We start from the raw sequence: 25,498 nt of genomic DNA on the forward strand, positions 1-25,498 counted from the left end.
GCCACCCAGTGGGTGGCGGCCCGCTCCTCGTGCTGTCTCACACGTATTCCACGGCCGCGTCCACCAGCCAGTCCGCCAGGTAGCCGGCGAAGGAGGAGCGCACCAGGACCCAGAAACCGGCCCTGGTCTCGTCCCGGGCGACCAGGACGACCTGGGTGCGGGCCAGCGTGGTCTGGGCGCAGCGGCCGGGGCCGAAGGCGCGGGGGTGCAGGTCCAGGGCGCAGCCGTGGGCGAGCAGGTCACGGGCGCGCGGGCCGCCGACGAGGAGGGTGGTGCGCTGGGCGGAGACGTCCGTGACGGAAACGGCGGCCGGTTCGTCCCCGCCGGCCGTACGGATCCGGCTCTCCAGGTCCCGCTCGGTGCCCGGCCGGCCCACCACCAGCCATTCGTCGGGGCCGAGCCGGACCGCGGTCACCTCCCCCGCATGTACCACGGTGTCGGGATCCAGGGGCAGTTGCAGTCCCAGGGTCAGTCCGACGGCGTCCGCCGCCGGGCTCTTGGCGTCGAGGCGGACGTTCACCTGGGCCAGGAACGGGAGTTCGGCCAGGCGGAGTGCGCCCCTGGAGGAGCGGGTCACTGCGGCCAGGCGGGGTGCGGCGTCGGCCAGGGGGCTGCGCCGGGATGCGGTCGGGGCGGTGTCAGCCATCGCGGCGGGCTCCCTCGGGGTCGTAGAGGACGGGGCTTGCGACGGTCACCGGCAGGAGCTGTTCGCCGACGGGGGCGTAGAGGCGTTCTCCGATCCGGTCCCGGCCGCCCTTGACCAGGGCGAGCGCGAAGGTCCGGCCGAGCGCGGCACTGCGGTAGCTGGAGGTGACGTGGCCGAGCATCGGCACGGGCGGGGCGGGCAGTTCGCTGTCGGCGACGAGGTGCGTGCCCTCGGGGAGGAAGGCGGCAGGGTCGTCGGTGAGCAGGGCGACGAGCTGCTTGCGGTCGGCGCGGACGGTGTCGGCACGGGCGTAGGAGCGCTTCCCGATGAAGTCGGGCTTCTTCTTCGACACCGCCCAGCCCATGCCGAGATCCTGGGGGGTGACGGTGCCGTCGGTGTCCTGGCCGACGATCGGGTAGCCCTTCTCGGCGCGCAGTACGTGCATGGTCTCGGTGCCGTACGGGGTGATGCCGTACGGGGCGCCCGCCTCGTGCAGCGCCTCCCAGAGCGCGACGGCCTGCCACGGCGACACGTTGATCTCGTAGGCGAGTTCGCCGGAGAAGCTGATCCGGCAGACGCGGGCGTCGATGCCGGCGACGGTGGTCTCCCGCCAGGCCATGAACGGGAAGTCGTCGTTGGACACGGCCAGTTCGGGCGCGAGCGAGCCGAGGACGGCGCGGGACCGGGGGCCGACCAGGGCGACGGTCGCCCAGTGCTCGGTGACAGAGGTGCAGTGCACCCGCAGGTCGGGCCACTCGGTCTGCAGCCACTCCTCCATCCAGTCCAGGACGGCCGCCGCGTTGCCGGTCGTGGTGGTGACCAGGAACCGGTCGGGGGCGAGCCGGATGACCGTGCCGTCGTCGAACACCATCCCGTCCGGGCGGCACATCACGCCGTAGCGGATCATGCCGACCTTCAGGGTGCTCATCATGTTCGTGTAGAGCAGGTCCAGGAAGCGCGCGGCGTCCGGGCCCTGGACGTCGATCTTGCCGAGCGTGGAGGCGTCCATGAAGGCCACGCTCTCACGGGCGGCACGGCACTCGCGGAGCACGGCGGTCTCCATGTCCTCGCCGTCCTGCGGGTAGTACCAGGGCCGCTTCCACTGGCCGACGTTCTCGAAGAGCGCGCCGTGCCCGACGTGCCAGTCGTGCAGGGCTGTGGTGCGGATCGGGTCGAGCAGTGCGCCCCGGTCGCGGCCGGCGAGGGCGGCGAAGGAGACGGGGGTGTACGGCGGCCGGAAGGTCGGCAGGCCGAGCGCCGAGACGTCGACTCCGAGGAGTTCGGCCACGACCCCGCTCGCCAGGAGGCCGCCGGTCTTGCCCTGGTCGTTGGCGGTGCCCGCCGTGGTGTACCGCTTGGTGTGCTCCACCGAGCGCAGGCCCGCGCCGGTCGCGCGGGTCAGGTCGGCCACGGTGACGTCGCGTTGGAGGTCGACGAAGCGGGGGGCCTCGCCGGGGACGGTGAAGACCGGCATGGGCGGGGTGTACGGCTGTGGGGCCACGGCGGGGAGGGCGGGGGGCTCGGCGGTGTAGCCCTCCGCCTCCACCGCGCGGGTGCCGGCGGCCGTGCCCTGCACAAGGGCCGTGGCGAGGTCGAACGCCCCGTTCGCGGCGCCCGCGACCGCCACCGCCTGACGGCAGCTGTCGGGCACGAACGTGCCGAGCACCTCGTCGTGGCGGAGCTTGCCGCCCGCCTGGCTGAACAGGTGCGCGACCGGGTTCCAGCCGCCGGAGACGAGCAGCAGGTCGGCGGCGAACTCGCGTCGAGGGCCCGTGCCTTCGTAGGGGGCGACGGTCACGGCGGTGAGACGCTCCGCGCCTTCCGTGCCGGTGACCGCGTGGCCGGCCAGCACTTCGATGCCGGCGGACCGGGCGCGTGCGGCCGACTCCCCCGGGTCGGGGCGCGTGTCGACGATCGCCGCGATGGTCACTCCGGCGGCGGCGAGGTCGAGGGCGGCGGCGTAGGCGGTGTCGTTGGTGGTGAACACGACGGCTCGGCGGCCGGGCAGGACGGCGTAGCGGTGGAGGTACGTGCGGGCCGCGGCGGCCAGCATCACACCGGGGCGGTCGTTGTCGCCGAAGGCGAGGGAGCGTTCGTGGGCGCCGGTGGCGAGGACCACGTGCCGGGCGCGGATCCGCCAGACGCGTTCGCGGGAGACGTGCTGCGGGGCGTCGGCGCCGAGGTGGGCGGTGCGGCGCTCCACGGCGAGGAGGTGGTTGTCGTCGTAGTGGCCGAAGGCGGTGGTGCGGGCCAGGACGCGTACCTCGGGGGCGGCTTCGAGGCGGGCGCGGGTCGCGGCGACCCATTCGAGGTGCTCGCCGGTGCCGAGCAGGCTCCCGCCGGGTTCCGGCTGGTCGTCGGCGAGGATGACGCGGGCGCCGGTGGTGGCTGCGGCCGCTGCCGCGGCGAGACCTGCCGGGCCGGCGCCGACGATCAGCAGGTCGCAGTGGGCGTGTACGGCGTCGTAGCGGGCCGGGTCGGGGGTGGTGGCGAGGCGGCCCTGGCCCGGGAGGCTGGTCGCCACCAGGCCGTCGTGGAGTTCGACGGTGGTGGCGGGGAGCATGGGTTCGGGGAAGGGGGCCTCGATCTGGACGACCGCGTTGGGTTCCTCGACACCGGCGGAGAAGATGCCTCGGGGGCGGCCGAATGTGATGCTGGTGGCGGCCTGGATGACGCCGTTGGCGAGGAGGGCGGAGGCGAGGGTGTCGCCTCGGTAGCCCTGGTATTCGGTGCCGTCGAAGGTGAAGGTGAGGGGGGTGGTGCGGTCGATTCGGCCGCCGGTGGGGGTGCGGTAGGGATGGTCGCCCCCGCCGCCCCTACCCGTCCCGTCCTGAAGGGGCGCTGCCCCTTCGACTCCCCTGGGGGCTGCGCCCCCAGGCCCCCCTTCGGCCTGAACGGCCTCGTCCTCAAGCGCCGGACGGGCTGAGAGGGGAGCCGTCAGCCGCGAAGTCACCGCCGGACGGGCTGAGGCAGACGGCGTCGGGCGCGGCTCGCCCGTCCTGTACACCGTCAGGATCTCGTTCGTCGACGTGTCGCGTACCGCGTTGAACCACCTCCGGCAGCCTGAGGCGTGGCTCCAGCGCTCCGCGAACGGGCCCTTCGGGTTGGTGCGGAAGAAGAGGTAGCGGGCCCACTGCTCGTCGGTGAGGGAGGCGGGGTCCTCGGGGTAGGGGACGTGGGCCTGGCCGCCGTAGTGGAACTCGGTCTCGTCGCGGGGCCCGCACCACGGGCAGGGGATGAGCAGCATGGTTGGGCTCCCTAGTGGGCCACCGCGGCCGCGCCGTGCTCGTCGACGAGCGCGCCGGTGGTGAAACGGTCGAGCGAGAAGGGGGCGTTGAGGTGGTGAGGGCGGTCGTGGGCGATGGTGTGCGCGTAGACCCAGCCGACCCCGGGGGTGGCCTTGAAACCGCCCGTTCCCCAGCCGCAGTTGAGGTACAGGTCGTCCACCGGGGTGAGGCCGACGATGGGCGACGCGTCGGGGCTGACGTCGACGATGCCGCCCCAGGTACGCAGCACGTGGGCGCGCGCGAAGACCGGGAAGAGTTCGAGGGCCGCCGCCATCTGCTCCTCGATGATGTGGAACGCGCCGCGCTGGGTGTAGGAGTTGTACGCGTCGATGCCCGCCCCCATCACCAGCTCGCCCTTGTGCGCCTGGCTGACGTACACGTGCACCGCGTTGGACATCACGACGGTGGGGTGGACGGGCTCCAGGAGTTCGGACACCAGGGCCTGCAAGGGGTGGCTCTGGAGCGGGAGTTCGATGCCGGCCATCGCGGCGAGGACGGAGGTGTGGCCGGCCGAGCACAGGGCCACCTTGCCTGCGGCGATCGGGCCGAGGGTCGTCCGGACGCCGACGACCCGGCCGCCCACCACGTCCAGCCCGGTGACCTCGCAGTTCTGGATGATGTCGATGCCGGCCGCGTCCGCGGAGCGGGCGAAGCCCCAGGCGACGTAGTCGTGCTTGGCGATGCCGGCGCGGGGCTGGTAGGTGCCGCCGAGGACCGGGTAGCGCACGTCGGGTGCGGTGTTGACGATCGGGCAGACCTCTTTGACGCCGTCCGCGTCGAGCCACTCGGCGTCGACGCCGTTGAGGCGGTTGGCCTCGACCCGGCGGACGCTGTCGCGCACGTCCTGGAGGCTGTGGGCGAGGTTCAGGACGCCGCGCTGGGAGAAGAGGATCGGGTAGTCGAGCTCCTCCTCCAGTCCCTCCCAGAGTTTCAGCGCGTGTTCGTAGATGCCCGCGCTCTCGTCCCACAGGTAGTTGGAGCGGATGATCGTGGTGTTGCGGGCCATGTTGCCGCCCGCGAGCCAGCCCTTCTCCAGGACGGCCACGTTGGTGATGCCGTGGTTCTTGGCCAGGTAGTGGGCGGTGGCGAGGCCGTGCCCGCCGCCGCCGACGATGACGACGTCGTACGACCGCCTGGGTTCGGGCGTGCGCCACAGGAAGTCCGGGTGGTCGGGGAGGTCGGCGCCTGGGGGTCCCCCCACGCCCGCAGGGCGTAGGGGGCGGGTGCGGGGGCTCATCGGACGGCTCCGTCGTGCGAGAGGTGCGGGTAGAGCGGGTGTTTGGCGGCCAGTGCCTCGGTGCGGGCGCGCAGGGCGGGTACGTCCGGCTCGGGCTGGAGGGAAAGGGCGATGACGTCGGCCACCTCGGCGAAGTCCTCCACCGTGAAGCCCCGGGTGGCCAGAGCGGGGGTGCCGATGCGCAGGCCGGAGGTGACCATGGGCGGGCGCGGGTCGAAGGGGACGGCGTTGCGGTTGACGGTGATGCCGACGGTGTGGAGGAGGTCCTCCGCCTGACGGCCGTCGAGAGGTGAGTCGCGCAGGTCGACCAGGACGAGGTGGACGTCCGTGCCGCCGGTGAGCACCTTCACCCCGGCCGCGGCCGTGTCGGGCTGCGTCAGGCGCTCGGCGAGGATTCGGGCGCCGGTCAGGGTGCGGGTCTGGCGCTCGGCGAACTCGGGGGTGGCCGCGACCTTGAAGGAGACGGCCTTCGCCGCGATGACGTGCTCCAGCGGGCCGCCCTGCATCCCGGGAAAGACCGCCGAGTTGATCTTCTTGGCGAGGTCTGCCTCGTTGGTGAGGACGACCCCGCCGCGCGGTCCGCCGAGGGTCTTGTGCGTGGTCGTGGTGACCACGTGGGCATGCGGGACCGGGCTGGGGTGCAGCCCCGCCGCCACCAGGCCCGCGAAGTGCGCCATGTCGACCATGAGCAGGGCACCGACCTCGTCGGCGATCCGGCGGAAGGCCGCGAAGTCCAGCTGCCTCGGGTACGCCGACCAGCCCGCGATGATCATCTTCGGGCGGTGTTCCTTGGCGAGGCGCTCCACCTCTTCCAGGTCCACGAGGTTGTCGGTCTCGGAGACGTGGTACGGCACGACGTTGAGCATCTTGCCGCTGTAGTTGATGCGCATGCCGTGGGTGAGGTGGCCGCCGTGCGCGAGGTCGAGGCCGAGGATCGTGTCGCCGGGCTGGAGCAGCGCGAAGAAGACGGCGGTGTTGGCCTGGGCGCCCGAGTGCGGCTGCACGTTCGCGAACCCCGCTCCGAACAGCGACTTGACCCGTTCGATCGCCAACCGCTCGGTGACGTCGACGTGTTCGCAGCCGCCGTAGTAACGGCGGCCGGGATAGCCCTCCGCGTACTTGTTCGTCGCGACCGAACCCTGCGCCTCCATCACGGCGACGGGCGCGAAGTTCTCGGAGGCGATCATCTCCAGGGTGGACTGCTGCCGGTTCAGCTCGGCACGGAGCGCGGCATGGACCTCGGGGTCGAGCTCGGCCAGGGGTGTGTTCAGCGCGTTCATGCGGGTTCCGCGATCCTTTCGACTGCCTGGGCGATGGGCGCGCCCCAAAGGGGCGCGGGGAACTGCGCGACCAGCCACGACGAGCCCGCAGCCGACAAACGACACCACTCGCATCCCTCACCCACGGAGACGACTCATCGCCGGGTCGAACAACGGCTCCTCGGCCACCACGGCCTCCACGCGCTGATCGAAGTAACCGATGTGCACGGTCGTACCGGGCACCGCCAGCTCCGCCGGCAGCCACGCGTACGCGATCCCCTTGCCGATCGTGTAGCCGTACGCCGCGCTGGTCACGTAACCCACCGCACGCTCACCGTCGTACACCGGCTCCTTGCCCATGACGACGGCCCGCGGGTCGTCGACCGTGAGGCAGCTGAGCCGGCGCCGCACATCCGCCTTGCGCCGCTCCAGCGCGGCCTTCCCCACGAAGTCGCCCTTGTCGGGCTTGACGGCGAAGCCGACGCCGGCCTCGTAGGGGTCGTGCTCGTGGGTCATGTCGGTGCCGAAGGAGCGGTACCCCTTCTCCAGGCGGAGGCTGTTGAAGGCGCCACGGCCGGCGATGATCCCGCCGAGCGGCTCGGCCGCCTGCCAGAGGGTGTCCCACAGCTTCTGGCCCTGGTCGGCGGTCGTGTACAGCTCCCAGCCGAGTTCGCCGACGTACGACAGCCGCATCGCGGTGACCGGTACCGAGCCGATGTAGGCGCGCTTGGCGCGGAAGTACTTGAGGCCGTCGTTGGAGAAGTCCTCGTCGGTGAGCGGCTGGAGGACCTCGCGGGCGAGCGGGCCCCACAGGCCGATGCAGCAGGTGCCGGGGGTGATGTCGCGGACCTGGACCGTGCCTCCCCCAGCTACCGCTGGGAGGTGCCCCCAGGCGGGAAGGTGGCGGGTGAACCAGTCGAGGTCGAGGTTGCCGTTGGCGCCGACCTGGAAGCGGTCGCGGGCGAGGCGGGCCACGGTGATGTCGCTGCGGATGCCGCCGTCGTGGTCGAGGAGCAGCGTGTACGTCACCGAGCCGACGGACTTGGCGACCTTGCCGGTGACCAGGCCCTCCAGGAAGTCGGCGGCACCCCGGCCGCTCACCTCCAGGCGCTTGAGGGCGGTCATGTCGTACATCGCGACGGTCTCGCGGGTGACCTGGGCCTCGGCGCCGACGATCGGTGACCAGTAGCGCGCGGCCCAGTCGTTGGGGGTGGGGATCGAACGGCCTTCGAGCAGGCCCGCGTTCGCCTCGTACCACTGGGGGCGCTCCCAGCCGTTCGCCTCCAGGAAGAACGCGCCGTGCTCCTGCTGGCGGGCGTGGAAGGGGCTGGTGCGGATCGGCCGCGGCTTCCCGGACGGCTGGAGGGGGTGGAGGATGTCGTAGACCTCCACGAAGTTCTGGCAGTCGCGGGCGAGGACGTACTCGGGCGAGAGCTGGTGCGGCTCGAAGCGGTTGACGTCGCACTCGTGCAGGTCGAAGGACGAGCAGTGACCGTCGACCAGCCACTCGGCGACCGCGCGGCCGACGCCCGCGGAGTGGGTGACCCAGACGGCCTCGGCGACCCAGAAGCCCTTGACCTCCGGGGACTCGCCGAGCAGCGGGTAGCCGTCGGTGGTGAAGGAGAACAGGCCGTTGATGCCCTCCTCGATCTTGGCCTCGCGGGTCGCGGGGAGCAGGGACTGGGTCTCGGTCCAGGCGTCCGCGAAGTCCTCCTCGGTGAACTTCAGGACGGAGGGCATCTGGTCGGCCTCGTCGACGGAGAGGATGTCGTCGGCGGAGACCGGCATGGGGCGGTGGCCGTAGTAGCCGATGCCGAGGGCGTCGAAGCGGTCGCGGTAGTAGAGGTCGGCGTCCTGGTGGCGCAGGATCGGGCGGACCGCCTCCTCGGTCTGGCCGGCCAGGGCGGGGACCGGGCCGGTCCAGGCGAGCTGGTGGGCGAGCGGGGTGAGCGGGAGGTTCATCCCGACCATGCGGGCGATCTTCGGGCCCCAGATGCCGGCGCAGCACACGACGATGTCGGCGGGGATCTCGCCCTGGTCGGTCAGGACGCCGGTGACCCGGCCCTCGCTCTGCAGTACGTCGAGCACCTCGTGGCGGGCGAGGAAGCGCACGCCGCGTTCGGTGGCGCGGCGGATCTGGGCCTCGACGGCGAGGACGGCCTTGGCGAGGCCGTCGGTGGGGACCAGGAGGCCGCCCAGGACCCGGTCGCGGTTGACCAGCGGGTGCTGTGCGACGCACTCGTCGGGGGTCAGCAGGCGTGCCTCGATGCCCCAGGCGGTGATCCAGCCGTGCCGGCGGTGGAGTTCGGTGAGGCGCTCGGGGGTGGTGGCCACTTCGAGGCCGCCGACCTGGAGGAAGCAGGGCTTGCCGTCGACGTCCAGGGAGCAGAACTTCTCGACGGTGTAGCGGGCCAGCTCCGTCATGGTCTTCGAGGGGTTCGTCTGGAAGACCAGGCCGGGGGCGTGTGAAGAGGAGCCCCCTGTGGCCGGAAGGGGGCCCTGGTCGACCACGGTCACCTCGGTCCAGCCGCGCGCGGAGATCTCGTCCGCGAGGGCCGCTCCCACGACGCCCGCTCCGATGATGACCACTCGGGGTCCCGCCATCGCCCAACCTCCGAACTTGAGACCGGTGCAGTTGCTTTGTGCGCAACGTGATTCAGGCTGCGCAACTCAATGTGCCCGCCGCCGAGGAGGGGTGTCAAGAGGGGGGTGACCCAGCGGAACAGTCCGCGGACGGCCTGGGGAACGGCCTGCGGTACGGCCCTGACGACGGCCGGAAAACGGCAACGCCCGGCGGGCGGTGCGCACAGCTGCGCACCGCCCGCCGGGCGTCCCGGAACGCTTCCTCCCGCAGCTTCCGCTAGTTCACCCAGGCCTTGACCTTGTCGGGGTTGGCGTCGACCCACTTCTTGGCCGCCGCGTCGTCCGACATCTTGTCCACGGCGATGTACTTGGCCACGGTGTTCTGGTCGTCGTTGGTCCAGTTGAACTTCTTCACCAGGTCGTACGCCGGGCTGCCCGACTTGGCGAAGCTCGAGCTGACGATCTTGTCGAGGTCGTAGACGGGGTAGTCGCAGGCCACCTTCGCCGCGTCGGCGTCGCAGCCCGTCGTGTACTTCGGCAGGGAGACCTTCTTCAGCGGCACCTCGGACAGGAACCACTGCGGTTCGTAGAAGTAGCCGATGAGCCACTGCTTGTTCTTCTCGGCCGTTCTGAAGGCCTGGATGAGCGCGGTCTCGCTGCCCGCGTACACCACCTTGAAGTTCAGCTTCAGGTTCGTCACCAGGGCGGCGTCGTTGGTGACGTACGACGGGTCGCCGTCGAGCAGCTGGCCCTTGCCGCCCGACTCGGACGTCTTGAAGTTGGACGCGTACTTGTTGAGGTTCTTCCAGTCGAGGATGTCGGGGTGCGCCTTGGCCAGCCACGGCGGCACGTACCAGCCGATGATGCCCTTGTTGCCGGTCGAGCCGGCCTCGACGGCCGTCTTCTGCCCGGTGATGTACTTCTTCTTCAGATCGTCGTGGCCCCAGTTCTCCAGGACGGCGTCGACCTCGCCGGTCCCGAAGCCCTGCCAGGCGATCTCCTCCTTGAGGTCCTTCTTGTTGACCGTACAGCCGAGGTTGTGCTCCGCGACGTACGCGACGACCGCCGCGTCCGCCTCGTAGCCCACCCAGGGGTTGACGGCCAGATTGAAAGTGCCGCACTTGCCGCCCGAGGACGTCGAGCCGGCGGAACTGCTGCCGCCGACCTTCGCCCCGCCGCAGGCGGTGAGGGTGAGGCCGAGGACGGCCAGGCCGGCCGCGCCGGCTCGCCAGTGTTGTGCCATGGTGTCGAGCTCCTTATGCCCTGGTGCGTCGTGCCGCAGCCTGAGTGATCCGGTCGAACATGACTCCGAGCAGTACGATGGCGAGCCCTGCCGCCAGCCCCTTGCCGTACAGCTCGCTCTGCGAGAAACCGGCCACGACGTCGTAGCCGAGGGCGCCCGCCCCTACCAGGCCGCCCAACACAACCATCGACAGCACGTAGATCAGGCCCTGGTTGGTCGCGAGGGTCAGGGCGCTGCGTGCCATCGGCAGCTGGACCTTGGTGATGATCTGCCAGGTGTTGCACCCGGCCGAGGTGGCCGCCTCCACGGTGGACTCGGGCACGTTCCGCACCCCGTCCGCGATGATCTTGATCGCGACGGGTGCCGCGTAGACGACGCCCGCGATGATCGCCGTGAAGCGGGTGGCGCCGAAGAGCGCCAGGAACGGCACCAGATAGACGAACGGCGGCATGACCTGCGCGGCGTCCAGGGTGGGCCGGAGCAGCCCGTCCACCAGGGCGCTGCGGCCCATCCACACGCCGAAAGCAACGCCGGCCAGCATCGCCAGGACGGTGGCCACGGCGGTCGAGGCGAGGGTGGTCATGCTGTCCGACCAGAGCCCCGTGCCGACCAGCAGCCCGACGCACACGGCCGCCGTCGCCCCGGCCCACCGGCCGCCGAGGACCGCGCCGAGCGCGACCAGGACGGCGCCGACCAGCCACCACGGGGAGTCGGTGAGCAGGGTCTGGAAGGGGTTGAGCAGGCCGTTGGTGAGGGCGTCCCGCAGGGCGTTGGTGAGGCCGAAGAGATGGTCCTGCATCCAGGTGGTCGCGGTGTCGGCCCCGCTCGCGAGGTGGCTGCCGACGGTGCCGTCACCGGGGAACTCGGCCGCCCATACGTACGTGTGGGAGAGGTAGACCAGAACGGCGGCGGCGATCCCGCCCGCCCCGAGCAGCGGGCGGCGCCACTTCAGGAACCACCCGTCCGTGCGGCGGGCCTCAGTGCGCGCGGCGGCCGCCGTGGTGACCCGGTCGAGCACGATCGCCATGACGACGATGGCGAGGCCGGCGTTGAAGGCGGTGCCGACGTCGAGGGACTGGAGGGCCTGCATGACGGTCTTGCCGAGGCCGGGCGCGTCGATCAGGGCGGCGATGGTGACCATGGCCAGGGCGGCCATGATGGTCTGGTTGACGCCCACGACGACCGTGCGCTTCGACATCGGCAGCAGCACCTTCACCAGTTGCTGCATGCGGGTGGCGCCGAGCGAGTCGGCCGCCTCGACGGTGGTCTCGGGCACCGAGCGGATGGCGTGCGCGGTGATGCGGATGGCGGGCGGGGCCGCGTATATGACAGTGGTGATCACGGCGGAGGCGCCGCCGATGAGGAAGATCAGGGTCAGCGGGGCGAGGTAGACGAAGGTCGGCATCGTCTGCATGAAGTCCAGGAAGGGCGTCATGATCCGGTTGAACCGGTCCGAGAGCCCCGCCCACACGCCGAGCGGGATGCCGATGAGCAGGGCCACCAGGACCGCCGACAGGGTCAGCGCCAGGGTGTCCATGCTCTCCTGCCACAGGCCCTGCAGCCCGAAGAAAGTGAAGCCGGCGACGGCCAGCAGCGCGACCCGCCAGTTGCCCACGGCCCAGGAGACGTAGCCGGCGATTCCGACGACACCGAGCCAGCCGATCTGCGGGACCGGGCGGCCGTCGGTGGGCTGGGAGATCAGCGACTGGACGAAGGTGACCAGGTTGTCGATGACCAGCCGGATCTCGTTGAAGAAGTACAGGAAGACCGGGTTGGAGTTGCGGTTGGCGCCGATGCTGTCGTTGACGTCGTTGAGCCAGCGGTGCAGACCGGTGAGGTCGGCGGCGGCCAGGGTCAGGGTCTGCCGGCCGCGCAGCGCGGCGAAGAGCACCAGCCAGACGACCAGGATCGCCGCCACCACCATCGGGCGGCTGACCTTCTTGCGTATCGTCGCGACCGGCGCGGTCGCGTCGGCGACGGCGGCCATCAGGCGCCGCCCTCCTGCCCGGCCACGACCGCGAGGATCTCCTCGTCGCCGACGATGCCGAGCAGCTTGCCGTTCTCGACCACCTTGACCGGCTTCTCGGCGGCGAGCACCGCCCGGGTCGCCTCGCGTACGACGACGTCCGGGCCCAGCTCCGGTCCGTCCAGGGCGTCTTCGGGCTCGACGGGCCGCATGATCCAGCGCAGGGTGAGGACGTCGCCGCGCGGCACGTCCTTGACGAAGTCCCGCACGTAGTCGTCCGCGGGAGCGCCGACGAGTTCGTCGCCGGTGCCGCACTGGACCGTCCTGCCGTCCCGCATGATCAGGATGCGGTCGCCGAGCTTCAGCGCCTCGGAGAGGTCGTGGGTGATGAACACCATGGTCTTGCCGACCTCGTGGTGCAGGCGGATGACCTCGCTCTGCATGTCCCGGCGGATCAGCGGGTCGAGTGCGGAGAACGGTTCGTCGAAGAGGAGGACGTCGGGGTCGCCGGCCAACGCCCTGGCCAGACCCACGCGTTGCTGCATACCGCCGGAGAGCTGGTCGGGGTAGGAGTTCTCGTAGCCGGCCAGGCCCACCAGTTCGACGGTCTCCATCGCGCGTTTCATGCGGTCGGCCCTGCCCATGCCCCGGATCTCCAGGCCGAACGCCACGTTGTCGACGACCTTGCGGTGCGGCAGCAGGCCGAAGTGCTGGAAGACCATGGAGAACTTGCTGCGCCGCAGCTCCCGCAGCCGCCGGGCGTCGGCGTCCCGGATGTCCTCGCCCTCGAAGACGATCTCACCGGCGGTGGGTTCGATCAGCCGGGTCAGACATCGCACCAGGGTGGACTTGCCGGACCCGGACAGGCCCATGACGACGAAGACCTCGCCGGGCGACACCTCGAAGCTGACGTCCCGGACGGCGGCGGTGCAGCCGGTGCGGTCCATCAGCTCGCGGCGGGTGAGCCCGCACAGCTCCTCGGAGCCCGGCACCTCGTCGGCCTTCGGCCCGAACACCTTCCACAGCCGGCGCACGGAGATGACCGGGGTGCGGTCCCGGGGTTCCTCGGACGTGTCGCGCCGCTGCGACGCCTCGGTCTGGGCTGGGGGCATGGTGGGGACCTCTCTTCGGCGTCAGCCGCGGAACCAGTGCTGCGGCCGGGGTTGGATGTTCTGCCAGACGTGCTTGGGCTCTCGGTACTCGTCCAGGCCGGTCGGTCCCAGCTCGCGGCCCACGCCCGAGTGCCCGAAGCCACCCCATTCCGCCTGCGGCACATAGGGGTGGTAGTCGTTGATCCAGACGGTGCCGTGGCGCAGCCGGCGGGCGACCCGCTGTGCCTTGCCCGCGTCCTGCGTCCAGACTGCTCCGGCGAGGCCGTACTCCGTGTCGTTGGCGATGCGGACGGCGTCGTCCTCGTCCCGGAAGCGTTCGACGGTGAGCACGGGTCCGAAGGACTCCTCGTGCACCACGCGCATGTCCTGGCGGCACTCGTCGAGGACGGTGGGCGGGTAGTAGAAGCCGTTCGCGAGCGCGGGGTCGTCGGGGCGGGTGCCGCCGCAGCGCAGCACGGCGCCCTCGGCGAGACCGGCGGCGACGTACGCCTCGACCTTCTCGCGGTGCTGCGCGGAGATCAGCGCGCCGGTCTCGGCCTCGGGGTCGAAGGGGCCGCCGAGCCTGATCAGTCGGGCGCGGCGCACTACCTCGTCGACGAAGGCGTCGTGGATCGAGTCCTCGACGATCAGCCGGGCGCCGGCCGAGCAGACCTGCCCGGAGTGCAGGAAGACGGCGGTGAGCGCGAAGTCGACGGCGGTGTCGAAGTCGGCGTCGGCGAAGACGACGTTGGGGTTCTTGCCGCCCAGCTCCAGCGCGACCTTCTTCACGGTCGCCGCGGCGGTGGCCATGATCCGCTTGCCGGTCTCCAGACCGCCGGTGAAGGACACCATGTCGACGGCGGGGTCCTCGGAGAGCGCGGCACCGGCCTCGGGTCCGGCGCCGAGCACGAGGTTGCCGACACCCGGCGGGAGTCCGGCCTCCTCCAGGGCCTTCACGAGCAGGATCGCGGTCGAGGGGGTCAGCTCGCTGGGCTTGAGGACGAACGTGTTGCCCGCGACCAGGGCGGGCGCGACCTTCCAACTGGCCTGCAGCAGCGGGTAGTTCCACGGGGTGATCAGTCCGCACACGCCGACCGGCTCGTACCCGACGCGGCTGACGGCGTCCTCACGTCCGGTGTCGATCACCCGGCCGGCGTCGGTGCCGGCGATGCCGCCGTAGTAGCGGAGGCAGGAGACGACGTCGGCGATGTCGTACTCGCTCTCCACCAGGCGCTTGCCGGTGTCCAGGGACTCGGCGCGGGCGAACTCCTTGGCGTCGCGCTCGATGATGGCGGCGGTGCGGAGCAGCAGGGCGCCGCGTTCGCGCTCGGGGGTGCGCGGCCAGGGGCCCTCGTCGAACGCGCGCCGGGCCGCGCCGATCGCCGCCTCCGTGTCGGGGCGGGTCGCCTCCGAGACCGTCGCGACGAGGGTGCCGTCCGCCGGACAGCGGATCTCGCGGTGACCGCCGGCCACCGCCGCGCGCCATTTCCCATCCACATACAGATCTGCCACGGCCGCGCCCTTCGAGCCCGAATTCGTTGCGCATTGTGCATTGGATTGCTTTTGGTGGAACACCCTGACCGAATGTACTGACACCCGTCAAGGGCTCCGCGTATCCCGATTCGGCCGCGAAAACGGCACCCTCGGGGGTGGGTCAGCCGCCCAGCCGGTCCAGCAGCGCACGGCGCCACCGCTCCGTCTCGGCGACCTGGTTGAAGGTGAACAGATGGAGACCCGCCACGGCCGCCGACGGCGCGGTGAACGCCGGCGCGCCCCGGGTGAGCAGCCGCTCCGGGTCGTAGCCGCCCGGTGCCGCGAAGCGCAGGAACCACGAGGTGTGCTTGGTCAGGAAGCGGGTCGACTCCCCCACCCCGATCTTCGTCGCCATGGCCAGCAGCTTGGCCCGCTGGACGGGCCCGGACACGCCGAGATACACGGGCAGGGTGACGTCACGGCGCCGGATCCGGGCGAGCCAGTCACCGAGCACGCGCGGGTCGAAGCAGAGGTTGCTGACGATGTAGGTGGCGTGCGCCCGCTTGTCCCACATCGCCTGGATGGTGAGGTCGTCGTGGATGAGGGGATGGCTCTCCGGATAGCCGGTGATCCCCGTCTCCGCGAAGGGTCTGCCCATCTCGGTGAGCCGGCGCAGCACCGGCAGGGCTCCCTCGTACATCCCGGCGGGCGGATCGGCGTCGCCCGCCGGGACGAAGAGGTCGTCCACGCCGGCCGCGCGCAGCCGCTCGGTGACGTCCTTCAGGTGGGTGTCGTCACGCAGCAGGCGCCCGGGGACGTGCGGGACGACCCGGTAGCCGTCCGCCGTGAGCCGCTCGGTGAGGGCGAGGGTCGGTTCCAGGCCCTTGACCGGCGACGCCGTGACCGCGACCACGACGTCGCGCGGCACGTGGGCGAGGACCTTCTCCTCGGTCGCCCGCGCCGGCAGCACCTCGTAGCGGACGCGGGCGAGCAGCGCCCGCAGCGCCTCGGCACCCATGGCGGTCTACCCGGCCTGCTTCTGGGCGTCGCGGAGCCGGTAGTACACGGCCTTCGACGGCGGCAGCGGCTCCTTGCCGAGGATGAGGTCGGCCGCCTTCTCCGCGATCATCATCACCGGGGCATAGATGTTGCCGTTGGTGACGTACGGCATCACCGAGGCGTCCACCACGCGCAGGCCCTCCACGCCGTGCACCCGCATGCTGCTCGGGTCCACGACGGACATCTCGTCCGTGCCCATCTTGCAGGTGCAGGACGGGTGCAGGGCGGTCTCGCCGTCCTTGGCGACCCAGGCGAGGATCTCCTCGTCGGTCGCCACGGACGGGCCGGGTGAGATCTCCCCGTCGTTGTAGGGGGCGAGTGCGGGCTGGTCGAGGAGGTTGCGGGCGACCCGGATCGCCTCGACCCACTCGCGGCGGTCCTGCTCGGTGGAGAGGTAGTTGAAGCGCAGGGCCGGGTGTTCGCGCGGGTCCTTGCTCCGGATCTTCACCGAGCCGAGGGTGTCGGAGTACATGGGTCCGACGTGGACCTGGTAGCCGTGGCCGCCGGCGGGCACCGAGCCGTCGTAGCGGACCGCGATGGGCAGGAAGTGGAACATCAGGTTGGGATAGTCCACGTCGTCGTTGCTGCGGCAGAAGCCGCCGGCCTCGAAGTGGTTCGTCGCGGCCGGGCCCTTGCGGAACAGCCACTGGAGGCCGATGAAGGGGGCCCGCCACTTCGCGAGGTACGGCTGGACGGAGACGGGCTGTTTGCAGGCGTACTGGATGTACACCTCCAGGTGGTCCTGGAGGTTCTCGCCGACGCCCGGCAGGTCGTGGACGACGTCGATGCCGAGGGCGGTGAGTTCCTTCGCGTTGCCGACGCCGGAGAGCTGGAGCAGCTGCGGGGAGTTGATCGCGCCGCCGCAGAGGATCACTTCCCTGGCGCGGACCTGCTGGAGGGCACCCTTGCCGCGCCGGTACTCGACGCCGACGGCCTTCTTGCCCTCGAAGAGGACGCGGGTGACGAGGGCGCGGGTCTTCACGGTGAGGTTGGGCCGCTTCCCGGCGGGCTTGAGGTACGCCTTGGACGCCGACAGGCGCCGGCCGCGGTGGACGTTGCGGTCGAACTTGGCGAAGCCCTCCTGCCGGTAGCCGTTGACGTCGTCCGTGGGCGCGTAGCCCGCCTCCTCGGTGGCCTGGAGGAAGGCGGAGAAGAGCGGGTTGGTGGCCGGGCCGCGCTCCAGAACGAGGGGGCCGTCGTGGCCGCGGAACTCGTCGTCCGGGTCGGCGGCGAGGCAGTTCTCCATCCGGCGGAAGTACGGCAGGCAGTGCGCGTAGTCCCAGCTCTCCATGCCGGGGTCGGCGGCCCAACGCTCGTAGTCCATGGGGTTGCCGCGCTGGAAGATCATGCCGTTGATGCTGCTGGAGCCGCCGAGCACCTTGCCGCGGGCGTGGTAGATACGGCGGCCGCCCATGTGGGGCTCGGGCTCGGACTCGTACTTCCAGTCGTAGAAGCGGCTGCCGATGGGGTAGGTCAGCGCCGCGGGCATGTGGATGAAGACGTCCCACGGGTAGTCGGGGCGGCCTGCCTCCAGGACGAGCACCCGGTTGCCGGGGTCGGCCGAGAGCCGGTTCGCCAGTGCACTGCCGGCCGAGCCGCCGCCGACGATGACGAAGTCGTACTGCAAGGGAGCCATGGTGCCTCGTCTCGCTCGCGCCGTCGATTGCGCGGCATGCTAGTACGGGTATCGCTATACGCACCAGGTTGCGAACAACGCAACTTGTAAGATCTTTGTTCACATCGCGTTACTTGGAGCGCGTTGTTTACTGCGCGTATAGTTTCGCTATGAGCAACTTCAGTCCGGATACCGAAACGAACGGCTCATCTTCTGGCGGCGTGCAGTCCGTCGACCGCGCCATCAGCGTCCTGGAGATCCTGGCCCAGCGCGGCGAGGCGGGGGTGAGCGAGGTGGCCGCCGAGATCGATGTTCACAAGTCGACCGCGTTCCGTCTGCTCGGCGCCCTGGAGGCGCGCGGTCTCGTGGAGCAGTCGGGCGAGCGTGGCAAGTACTCGCTCGGCTTCGGCATCGTACGCCTGGCCGGAGCCGTGACAGGACGCATCGACGTCACCCAGCAGGGCCGGGTGGTGTGCGAGCGGCTGGCCGAGGAGATCGGCGAGACGGTCAACATCGCGGTGATGCAGGAGCACTACGCGATCAACCTCTACCAGGTGCGCGGCGCCGCCGCCGTCAGCGCGCACAACTGGGTCGGCCAGCTGACCCCGCTGCACGCCACCTCCAGCGGCAAGATCATGCTGGCCCACCGGCCCGCCACGGAGCGCGCCGCGCTGATCTCGGACGGGGGCCTGAAGAAGCTGACCCCGCACACCATCTCCTCGAAGGCGAAGCTGGAGAAGAACCTCGCCGAGGCCCGGGAGCGCGGTTACGCCTGGACGCTGGAGGAGCTGGAGATCGGGCTGCACGCGATGGCCGCGCCGATCCGGGACCGGGAGGGGACGGTCATCGCGTCGATCAGCGCGTCCGGGCCGTCCTACCGGTTCACCGAGGAGCGCATGCACGAGCTGGCCCCGGTGCTGGTGAAGGGCGCGGAGGAGATCAGCCACCGCATGGGGTACCTGGGCTGAGCGCCCGCGGAACGACCGCCGTACGGCCCGCGTCCGCCCCTCCCGCGCGGGCCACGCGCGTCACTCCGGCTGCCGGGTGCCGAGCCGCTCGTGGACCCAGTCGTGGAAGGCGCCGATGTGGTGCTCGCTGGGCACCAGCACCCCGCCCTTGGCGTACAGCCGTGAGCTCATGCCGGGCTGCGTGCGCTCGCAGGCCTCGAAGTCCTGGCGGTTGACCCGGTCGAAGAGCTCCACGGACCGGCTGACGTCCTTGCCGCTCTCGACGACGTGCGGGAGGTAGAGCCAGTCGCACTCGACGATCGTGCGGTCGACGGCCACCGGGTACATCCGGTGGAATATCACGTGGTCCGGCACCAGGTTGATGAACACCTGCGGTTTGACGGTGATCGCGTAGTACCGCCGGTCCTGGTCCGCCGAGACCCCCGGAATGCGGTCGAGCCCCTCGGAACCGTCGACGGTGAAGCCCTCGACGTCCTCGCCGAACTCGGCGCCGTGCCCGACGTAGTACTGCGCCGCGTAGCCGTCGGCGAACTCGGGCAGCACCTCGGTGAGTTCGGGGTGGATGGTGGCGCAGTGGTAGCACTCCATGAAGTTCTCGATGATGAGCTTCCAGTTGGCCTTGACGTCGTAGACGATCCGCCGGCCGACGGCGAGGTCCTCGATGCCGTAGCGGTCGATCGACTCGACGTCGCCCAGCCGCTCGACCGCCGCCCCGATCACGTCCTCCTCGAAGGACGGCGGATTCTCCGCGAGACACACCCACACATAGCCGAGCCACTCCCGGACGGCCACGTTCACCAGGCCGAACTCGGTACGGCCGACGTCGGGCATCTTGGTGAGGTTGGGCGCGGCGACCAGCTTGCCGTCGAGGCCGTAGGTCCATGCGTGGTACGGGCACTGGAAGGCACGTGCGACCTCGCCGGTCTCCTCCGTGCAGAGCTTGGCCCCGCGGTGCCGGCAGACGTTGAAGTAGGCGCGGATCGACCGGTCCCGGGCCCGGGTGACGAGGATGCTCTCGCGGCCCACGTCGACGGTGCGGAAGGCGCCGGGCTTCGGCAGGTCCGCGGCGCGGGCGACGCAGAACCACATCGTCTCGAAGATGCGCTCCTGCTCCTGGGTGAAGATCCCGGGATCGGTGTAGGCGGAGCCGGGGAGGGTGGCGATCAGGCTGTCCGGCAGGCTGGTCGAGGTCACGGTGCACTCCTCGGAGGACGTCGTGGATCGGTGGGGTGGCGCGGGCGCCGGGTCAGGACGCGGCGGTGCCGAACTGCTTGCGGGCCCGGGTGAACAGCCGCGGCTGGTTCATCCCGAGCACGGCGACCTGGCGGCCCGCCCGCCGGTACACGGCGAGAAAGCTGCGGTCGTCGGTCGAGCCCTCCTCGACCGTCACGCTGTCGGCCCCGGCGGCGTGGCCGACGAACTGGATCTTCACGCCGTACTGGTCGGACCAGAAGTACGGCGGCCGGGGCGCCCCCGGATCCCGCGCGCCGTGCGCGAGCAGCGTGGCGACGGCGGTGTCCGGCCGTTCCAGCGCGCCGGTCCAGTGCTCGATCCTGCGGTGGGTGCCGGTGTGCGGGTCGTACCAGTTGGCGCAGTCGCCGACGGCGACCACCCCGGCCACGCTGGTGCGGCCGTCGGCGCCGCACTTCACGCCGTTGTCGAGCACGACGCCCGAGCCCGCCAGCCACTCGACCGAGGGGCGCGCCCCGACCCCGACGACGACGGTGTCGGCGGGCACGCTGCGGCCGTCTTCGAGCAGCACGGCCGCCACCTGGCGCTCGCCGCTCAGCCCCTTGACCCCCACCCCGCACAACAGCCGTACCCCGTGGTCGGCGTGGAGTGCGGAGACGACGGCGCCCATGGTCTCGCCGAGCGGTCCCGCCAGCGGGGTCGGGGCCGCCTCGATCACGGTGACGTCGAGACCGAGGGCGTAGGCGGTGGAGGCGACCTCGGCGCCGACGAACCCGCCGCCGATCACCACCAGGCGGCCGCCCCTTGCGAGGTCCTCCCGCAGCGCGCGGGCGTCGTCGAGGGTGCGCAGCGTGTGGACGCCGGCGAGGCCCTCGGTGCCGGGCAGGGTACGGGCGGCGGCGCCGGTCGCGACGACCATGCCGTCGGCGCGGACCTCCCCGCCGTCGGCGAGACGGATCGCCCGCCGGGTGCGGTCGAGACCGACGGCCCGGGTGCCGAGCAGCCACTCCGCCCCGAGGTCCTCGTCGTCGCGCTCCAGCACCAGGTCCGCCTCGCCGAGGGTGCCGGCCAGGAACTCCTTGGACAACGGCGGCCTGTCGTACGGGCGGTGGGGCTCGTCACCGACGACGACCAGCCGGCCGTCGTACCCCCGCTGCCGCAGCGAGCGCGCGGCCGACAGTCCGGCCAGCGAGGCGCCCACCACGGCGACGGTCCTCACGCCGCGCCCCCGGCGAGGCGGGCGGAGACGCACGGCGGCAGGTTGGGCGCGTCGGCGGAGAGCCGGACGTAGACCGTTCCGTCCGCCACCACGACCTCGTGGGTGCGGACCGGGCGCTTGGCCGGGGGTGCGTCCACGGCGCCGGTGCGCAGGTCGAACTTGGAGGCGTGCAAGGGACATTCCACCTCGCAGCCCTCCAGCCAGCCGTCGGCGAGCGAGGCGTCCTGGTGGGTGCAGGTGTCGTCGATGGCGAAGAGCTCGCCGTCATCGGTGTGGAACACCGAGACGGGCGGGTCGATGTCGAGCCGGTGGGCCTCGCCTCGCGGCAGATCCGCGAGACGGCACGCGGGAATCATCATGACACCTCGGTGCGTATAGCGAAACGGATTGCGGTTAGCGCAACGTCAGTCTGGGGGCCGCCGCGAAGCGTTGTCAAGAAGTTCACGCGCCGGTTTGCGCGGGCCGCGACGGCGGTCCTCCGGGCACGCCGAAGCGCCCTCGAAAGCGTGCGTGAGCAGGCCAAACAGGCACCGTGTGAAGTGCGGGTACGGCCCTGCCCCGGTGCCGTGACCGGGGCAGGGCCGCTTCGTCGGCGGGCGGTCAGAGACCGCGGTCGCCCGTCACAGGAGCACCACCGAACGCAGCACGTCACCGTGGTGCATGCGCTCGAAGGCCTTCTCGACCTCGTCGAGCTGGACGGTCTCGGTGACGAAGGCGTCCAGGTCGAGGCGGCCCTGCAGGTACAGGTCGATGAGCATCGGGAAGTCCCGGGAGGGCAGACAGTCGCCGTACCAGGACGACTTGAGCGCCCCGCCGCGGCCGAAGACGTCCAGCAGCGGCAGTTCCAGTTTCATCTCGGGGGTGGGTACGCCGACCAGGACGACGGTGCCGGCGAGGTCGCGGGCGTAGAAGGCCTGCCGGTAGGTCTCCGGGCGGCCGACCGCCTCGATGACGACGTCGGCACCGAAGCCGCCGGTCAGGTCGCGGATCGCCTCGACGGCGTCGGTCTCCTTGGAGTTGACCGTGTGGGTGGCGCCGAGCCTGCGCGCCGTGTCCAGCTTGCGGTCGTCGATGTCCACGGCGATGACGCGCGCCGCGCCGGCCAGGTTCGAGCCGAGGACGGCCGCCGCGCCGACGCCCCCGCAGCCGATCACGGCGACGCTGTCGCCGCGGCCGACGTTGCCGGTGTTGAGGGCCGCCCCGATGCCCGCCATCACGCCGCAGCCCAGCAGTCCGGCGGCCGCCGCCGACGCGCGCCGGTCGACCTTGGTGCACTGCCCGGCCGCCACCAGCGTCTTCTCGGCGAAGGCGCCGATCCCGAGGGCGGGCGAGAGTTCCGTCCCGTCGGTGAGGGTCATCCGCTGCTTGGCATTGTGGGTGGCGAAGCAGTACCACGGCCGCCCGCGCAGACAGGCCCGGCACTGGCCGCACACCGCACGCCAGTTGAGGATCACGAAGTCCCCGGGTGCCACGTCGGTGACGTCGTCGCCGACCGCCTCGACGACCCCCGCCGCCTCGTGCCCCAGCAGGAACGGGAAGTCGTCGCTGATCCCGCCCTCTCGGTAGTGCAGATCGGTGTGGCAGACCCCGCAGGCCTCGATCCTGACCAGCGCCTCACCCGGACCGGGGTCGGGCACGACGATGGTCTCCAGGCTGACGGGGGCGCCCTTGCTCCGCGCGACGACGGCACGGACCTGCTGGGACATGGCCACTCCTCGACTGAAAGAGGTGGCGAGATGTTGCCCAATGCGGCACGCATCTCGTGTTTCGCAACACAGCATCGCGGAGGGCCCAGCGGGGGTCAAGGATCCGGCAGCAGCCCCGCATCAGGCACACCCGGGGCCTTCCTCGCATGCACAAGGGGTCGGCAGCGCACGCGCAGGTATCATTTATTCCACAAACACTACAAACCCCCACATCCCGAGTCCGGCACGGATGTGCCCGAGGTGAGGATGCGCGACATCACCTTCGACGGCCGCGGCGAGCTCCCGGAGCCCGGGGGCGAGGCGGAGGCGCTGCTGGACGCGCAGGGCCGGGTGGCGGCCTGGGGGCCGGGCGCCGAGGCGCTGCTCGGTCACCCGGCGCGGGAGGTGCTGGGCCGGCGTGCGGACGACCTGCTGCACGACCCCGCCGAGGCCGCGCACGTGGTCCGGCGGTGGGCGGAGGGGGTCCGCGAGGGACCGCTGGTGCTGCGGCGGCGCGACGGGGAACCGGTCGAGGTCGAGGTCTGGGTGCGCTCCCTCACCGCCGCGGACGGCGAGCAGCGGTGGCTCGTACAGGCGGCCGGGGCGGAAGCGTACCGCACGTTCGAATTCGGTCGTGCCCTGTTGCAGGGGCTGTTCACCGACATCCCCTTCCACATCGACCTCTTCGACACGCGGCAGCGGTTCATCGCCCAGAACCTCGCGCAGCGGCGCGCCGGGGTGTTCCGGGATGCCCAGTACTCCGGGCACACGATGCGCGAGATGGCCCCGCCCGGCCTGCTGGACATCGACGCGCTGGAGGAGCGGCAGCGGCGGGTGCTGGAGACCGGCGAGGCGCTGATCGACACCGAGGTCGTCGGCCACCCCGTACCCGGTTCGCCCAACGACTACGTATGGTCGGAGTCCATCCTGCCGCTCAGGGATCCGTCCGGGACGGTGATCGCGCTGGCCCATGTGGTCTCCGACGTGACCCACCGGGTCCGCTCGCGCGAGCGGCTGGTCCTGGCCAACGAGGCGGGCTCCCGGATCGGCACCACCCTGGACCTGTGGCAGACGGCCCGGGAACTGGCCGAGGTCGCGGTGCCGTGGTTCGCCGACGCCTGCCATGTCGACCTGCTGGACTCCGTCTTCTCCGACACGGACGAAGGGGACGGCAGGGAGCCGGCCGACGACGCACGGCCGCGCCACCCGCTGCTGCGCCGGGCCGCGTCCGACGGCGCGGCGGCCGAGGACACGGGTACCGGCGGGGCCCGGGCGGTGCGGGTGGGCGACCTCGACACACTGGCGACGGCGCCCGGCTCGCCGTTCCTCGACGCCCTGGCGATGGGCGAGTCCGTCCTCCTCGCGGACGAGCAGCTGCGCCCCGTGACCGCGGATCCCCGCCGGGCACCGGGGGCCGGTCCGGACGTGCACTCCTGGCTGCTCGTCCCCATGCTCGCGCGAGGTGTCGCCCTGGGCACCGCCGTCTTCATGCGCTCGCGCAGCCCTCGCCGGTTCGAGCCCGAGGACGTGCGGCTCGCCGAGCAGATCGTGACCCGCACCGCGGTGTGCGTCGACAACGCCAGCCGTTACCACCGGGAGCGGACGACGGCCCGGACCCTGCGGCGCAGTCTGCTCCCCCAGCGGCTGCCGTCGCCTTCGGCGGTGCGGACGGCGTCCCGCTATCTGCCGGCCAGCGAGCACACCGGGCTGGGCGGGGACTGGTTCGACGTGATCCCGCTGTCCGGGGCGCGGGTGGCGCTCGTGGTCGGCGACGTGGTCGGGCACGGTCTGCAGTCGGCGGTGACCATGGGCCGGCTGCGCGGCGCCGTCCGCACCCTCGCGGACCTCGACCTGTCGCCCGTGGAACTCCTCGCCCACCTGGACGACCAGATGAACCGGTTCCTCGACGAGCGGGGCGACGAGGTGTCCCTGGTGACGGGGGCGACCTGCCTGTACGCGGTGTACGACCCGGTCTCACGGCTGTGCCAGCTGACGCGCGCCGGTCATCCGCCCCCGGCGGTCGTCTCGGCGGACGGCGCCGTCGACTTCGTGGACCTGCCCGGCGGCCCGCCCCTGGGGCTGGGCGGAGTCGTGTTCGAGGAGCGCGAGATCGCCCTCGCCGACGGGGACCTCCTGGTCCTCTACACGGACGGGCTGCTGGAATCACGTGCACAGGACTTCGACACCGGGCTGCGCCGGATGCGCGCCACGCTCTCCCGCACCCCCGCGTCCGCCGCTCCGCAGGAGGTGTGCGACACGCTGGTCAGTGAACTGCTGCCGCCGGGCCACCAGGACGACGTGGCCGTCCTGGTGGCCCGGATGACCGGCCTCGCCGCGGACTCCCACGTCTGCTGGGAGATCGAGGCACAGGAGCAAATGGTCGGCCGGGCACGGGAGCTGACGGCACGGCAACTGGCCCGGTGGGGGCTGGCGGAGGAGTCGTTCACCACCGAGCTCATCGTCAGCGAGCTGGTGACGAACGCCCTGCGGTACGGCGGTGCGCCGATCACGCTGCGCCTGATCCGGGACCGGAGCCTGATCTGCGAGGTCTCGGACGGCAGCAGCACCTCGCCCCATGTGCGGCGCGCCCGGGACACGGACGAGGGCGGCCGCGGTCTCTACCTCATCACCCAGCTCGCCCAGAACTGGGGGACGCGGTACAACGCGCGGGGCAAGACCATCTGGGCCGAGCAGTCGCTACCCGGCTGACGCGCGCGCCGCGGACGGGGGCCGGTCGTCGTCCGCGCCGGGTACGACGACCAGGAAGGCGTCCGTGCCGAGGTCCATCACCACCGTCGCCCGCCCGCCCTCGGCCCGGCACCGCGCCGCGTACTCCTCGGCCGGCCACGAACCCCGGGGAGCCCCGGCGGGAAATCGCTCCAGCACCCTCGCGCCCATGGTGGTCCCACACCTCCCGAGTCGGTTTTCACCTTTCCTCGCGGCTGCCCCCGATCGACGCGGACATGCCGGAAACGC

General features: G+C 71.4%; 18 protein-coding genes. 2 read left to right on the forward strand and 16 right to left on the reverse strand.

From position 1 onward, the window contains the following. Positions 1-37 precede the first annotated feature (37 nt). The 11 genes from ABT137_RS47670 to betA form a co-directional block, all read right to left on the reverse strand. Positions 38-646 (reverse strand): sarcosine oxidase subunit gamma, encoded by a 609-nt coding sequence (locus ABT137_RS47670; RefSeq protein WP_351719585.1) that lies wholly within the window; start codon positions 644-646, stop codon positions 38-40. Further along, positions 639-3,893: a sarcosine oxidase subunit delta family protein gene (locus ABT137_RS47675; protein ID WP_351719587.1), complete on the reverse strand. Its 3,255-nt coding sequence runs from the start codon at positions 3,891-3,893 to the stop codon at positions 639-641. The genes ABT137_RS47670 and ABT137_RS47675 overlap by 8 nt, the downstream gene beginning before the upstream one ends. Before the next feature lie 11 nt (positions 3,894-3,904). Beyond that, positions 3,905-5,134 carry a sarcosine oxidase subunit beta family protein gene (locus ABT137_RS47680; protein WP_351719590.1) on the reverse strand — a complete coding sequence of 410 codons (1,230 nt, stop codon included), beginning with the start codon at positions 5,132-5,134 and terminating at the stop codon, positions 3,905-3,907. 32 nt (positions 5,135-5,166) lie between these two features. Beyond that, positions 5,167-6,450, reverse strand: coding sequence for a serine hydroxymethyltransferase (gene glyA, locus ABT137_RS47685; RefSeq protein WP_351719593.1), 1,284 nt, complete (start codon positions 6,448-6,450; stop codon positions 5,167-5,169). 117 nt (positions 6,451-6,567) lie between these two features. Continuing rightward, positions 6,568-9,033, reverse strand: a complete 2,466-nt coding sequence (locus ABT137_RS47690) for a GcvT family protein (protein WP_351719595.1) — start codon at positions 9,031-9,033, stop codon at positions 6,568-6,570. 256 nt (positions 9,034-9,289) lie between these two features. Continuing rightward, complete coding sequence (locus ABT137_RS47695; RefSeq protein ID WP_351719598.1) at positions 9,290-10,255, reverse strand: ABC transporter substrate-binding protein; 966 nt, start codon at positions 10,253-10,255, stop codon at positions 9,290-9,292. A 13-nt stretch (positions 10,256-10,268) separates the two neighbouring features. Further along, positions 10,269-12,242: an ABC transporter permease gene (locus ABT137_RS47700; RefSeq protein ID WP_351719601.1), complete on the reverse strand. Its 1,974-nt coding sequence runs from the start codon at positions 12,240-12,242 to the stop codon at positions 10,269-10,271. Next, positions 12,242-13,333: a quaternary amine ABC transporter ATP-binding protein gene (locus ABT137_RS47705; protein ID WP_351719603.1), complete on the reverse strand. Its 1,092-nt coding sequence runs from the start codon at positions 13,331-13,333 to the stop codon at positions 12,242-12,244. Before ABT137_RS47705 ends, ABT137_RS47700 begins: the two co-directional genes overlap by 1 nt. 21 nt (positions 13,334-13,354) lie before the next feature. Then, positions 13,355-14,824 (reverse strand): aldehyde dehydrogenase family protein, encoded by a 1,470-nt coding sequence (locus ABT137_RS47710; protein ID WP_351719605.1) that lies wholly within the window; start codon positions 14,822-14,824, stop codon positions 13,355-13,357. 142 nt (positions 14,825-14,966) lie between these two features. Continuing rightward, complete coding sequence (locus tag ABT137_RS47715) at positions 14,967-15,803, reverse strand: methylenetetrahydrofolate reductase (protein ID WP_351719607.1); 837 nt, start codon at positions 15,801-15,803, stop codon at positions 14,967-14,969. 6 nt (positions 15,804-15,809) lie between these two features. Beyond that, the gene (betA, locus tag ABT137_RS47720) at positions 15,810-17,480 is read right to left on the reverse strand and encodes a choline dehydrogenase (RefSeq protein WP_351719609.1); all 1,671 of its coding nucleotides are present in this window, start codon (positions 17,478-17,480) and stop codon (positions 15,810-15,812) included. Between the two features lie 149 nt (positions 17,481-17,629). Between betA and ABT137_RS47725 the strand changes: the two genes are divergently transcribed. Next, positions 17,630-18,427, forward strand: a complete 798-nt coding sequence (locus ABT137_RS47725) for an IclR family transcriptional regulator (RefSeq protein ID WP_351719612.1) — start codon at positions 17,630-17,632, stop codon at positions 18,425-18,427. A gap of 60 nt (positions 18,428-18,487) precedes the next feature. On the opposite strand, the gene ABT137_RS47730 is transcribed toward ABT137_RS47725, so the two are convergent. The 4 genes from ABT137_RS47730 to ABT137_RS47745 all read right to left on the reverse strand — a co-directional run bounded on the left by ABT137_RS47730 (position 18,488) and on the right by ABT137_RS47745 (position 22,543). Beyond that, positions 18,488-19,621, reverse strand: coding sequence for an aromatic ring-hydroxylating oxygenase subunit alpha (locus ABT137_RS47730; RefSeq protein ID WP_351719615.1), 1,134 nt, complete (start codon positions 19,619-19,621; stop codon positions 18,488-18,490). 52 nt (positions 19,622-19,673) lie between these two features. Next, positions 19,674-20,837 carry an NAD(P)/FAD-dependent oxidoreductase gene (locus ABT137_RS47735; protein ID WP_351719618.1) on the reverse strand — a complete coding sequence of 388 codons (1,164 nt, stop codon included), beginning with the start codon at positions 20,835-20,837 and terminating at the stop codon, positions 19,674-19,676. Next, the gene (locus ABT137_RS47740; RefSeq protein ID WP_351719621.1) at positions 20,834-21,196 is read right to left on the reverse strand and encodes a bifunctional 3-phenylpropionate/cinnamic acid dioxygenase ferredoxin subunit; all 363 of its coding nucleotides are present in this window, start codon (positions 21,194-21,196) and stop codon (positions 20,834-20,836) included. The genes ABT137_RS47735 and ABT137_RS47740 overlap by 4 nt, the downstream gene beginning before the upstream one ends. A 261-nt stretch (positions 21,197-21,457) precedes the next feature. Continuing rightward, a complete protein-coding gene (locus tag ABT137_RS47745; protein ID WP_351719624.1) occupies positions 21,458-22,543 on the reverse strand; it encodes an S-(hydroxymethyl)mycothiol dehydrogenase in 1,086 nt (361 codons plus the stop codon). Between the two features lie 246 nt (positions 22,544-22,789). Between ABT137_RS47745 and ABT137_RS47750 the strand changes: the two genes are divergently transcribed. Further along, positions 22,790-25,231 carry a SpoIIE family protein phosphatase gene (locus tag ABT137_RS47750; RefSeq protein ID WP_351719626.1) on the forward strand — a complete coding sequence of 814 codons (2,442 nt, stop codon included), beginning with the start codon at positions 22,790-22,792 and terminating at the stop codon, positions 25,229-25,231. Here ABT137_RS47750 and ABT137_RS47755 read toward each other — a convergent pair. Beyond that, positions 25,220-25,420, reverse strand: a complete 201-nt coding sequence (locus ABT137_RS47755) for a DUF8839 family protein (RefSeq protein WP_351719628.1) — start codon at positions 25,418-25,420, stop codon at positions 25,220-25,222. The genes ABT137_RS47750 and ABT137_RS47755 overlap by 12 nt on opposite strands. Positions 25,421-25,498 lie beyond the last annotated feature (78 nt).

This window comes from Streptomyces sp. NPDC001980 (assembly GCF_040296885.1).
Classification (GTDB): domain Bacteria; phylum Actinomycetota; class Actinomycetes; order Streptomycetales; family Streptomycetaceae; genus Streptomyces.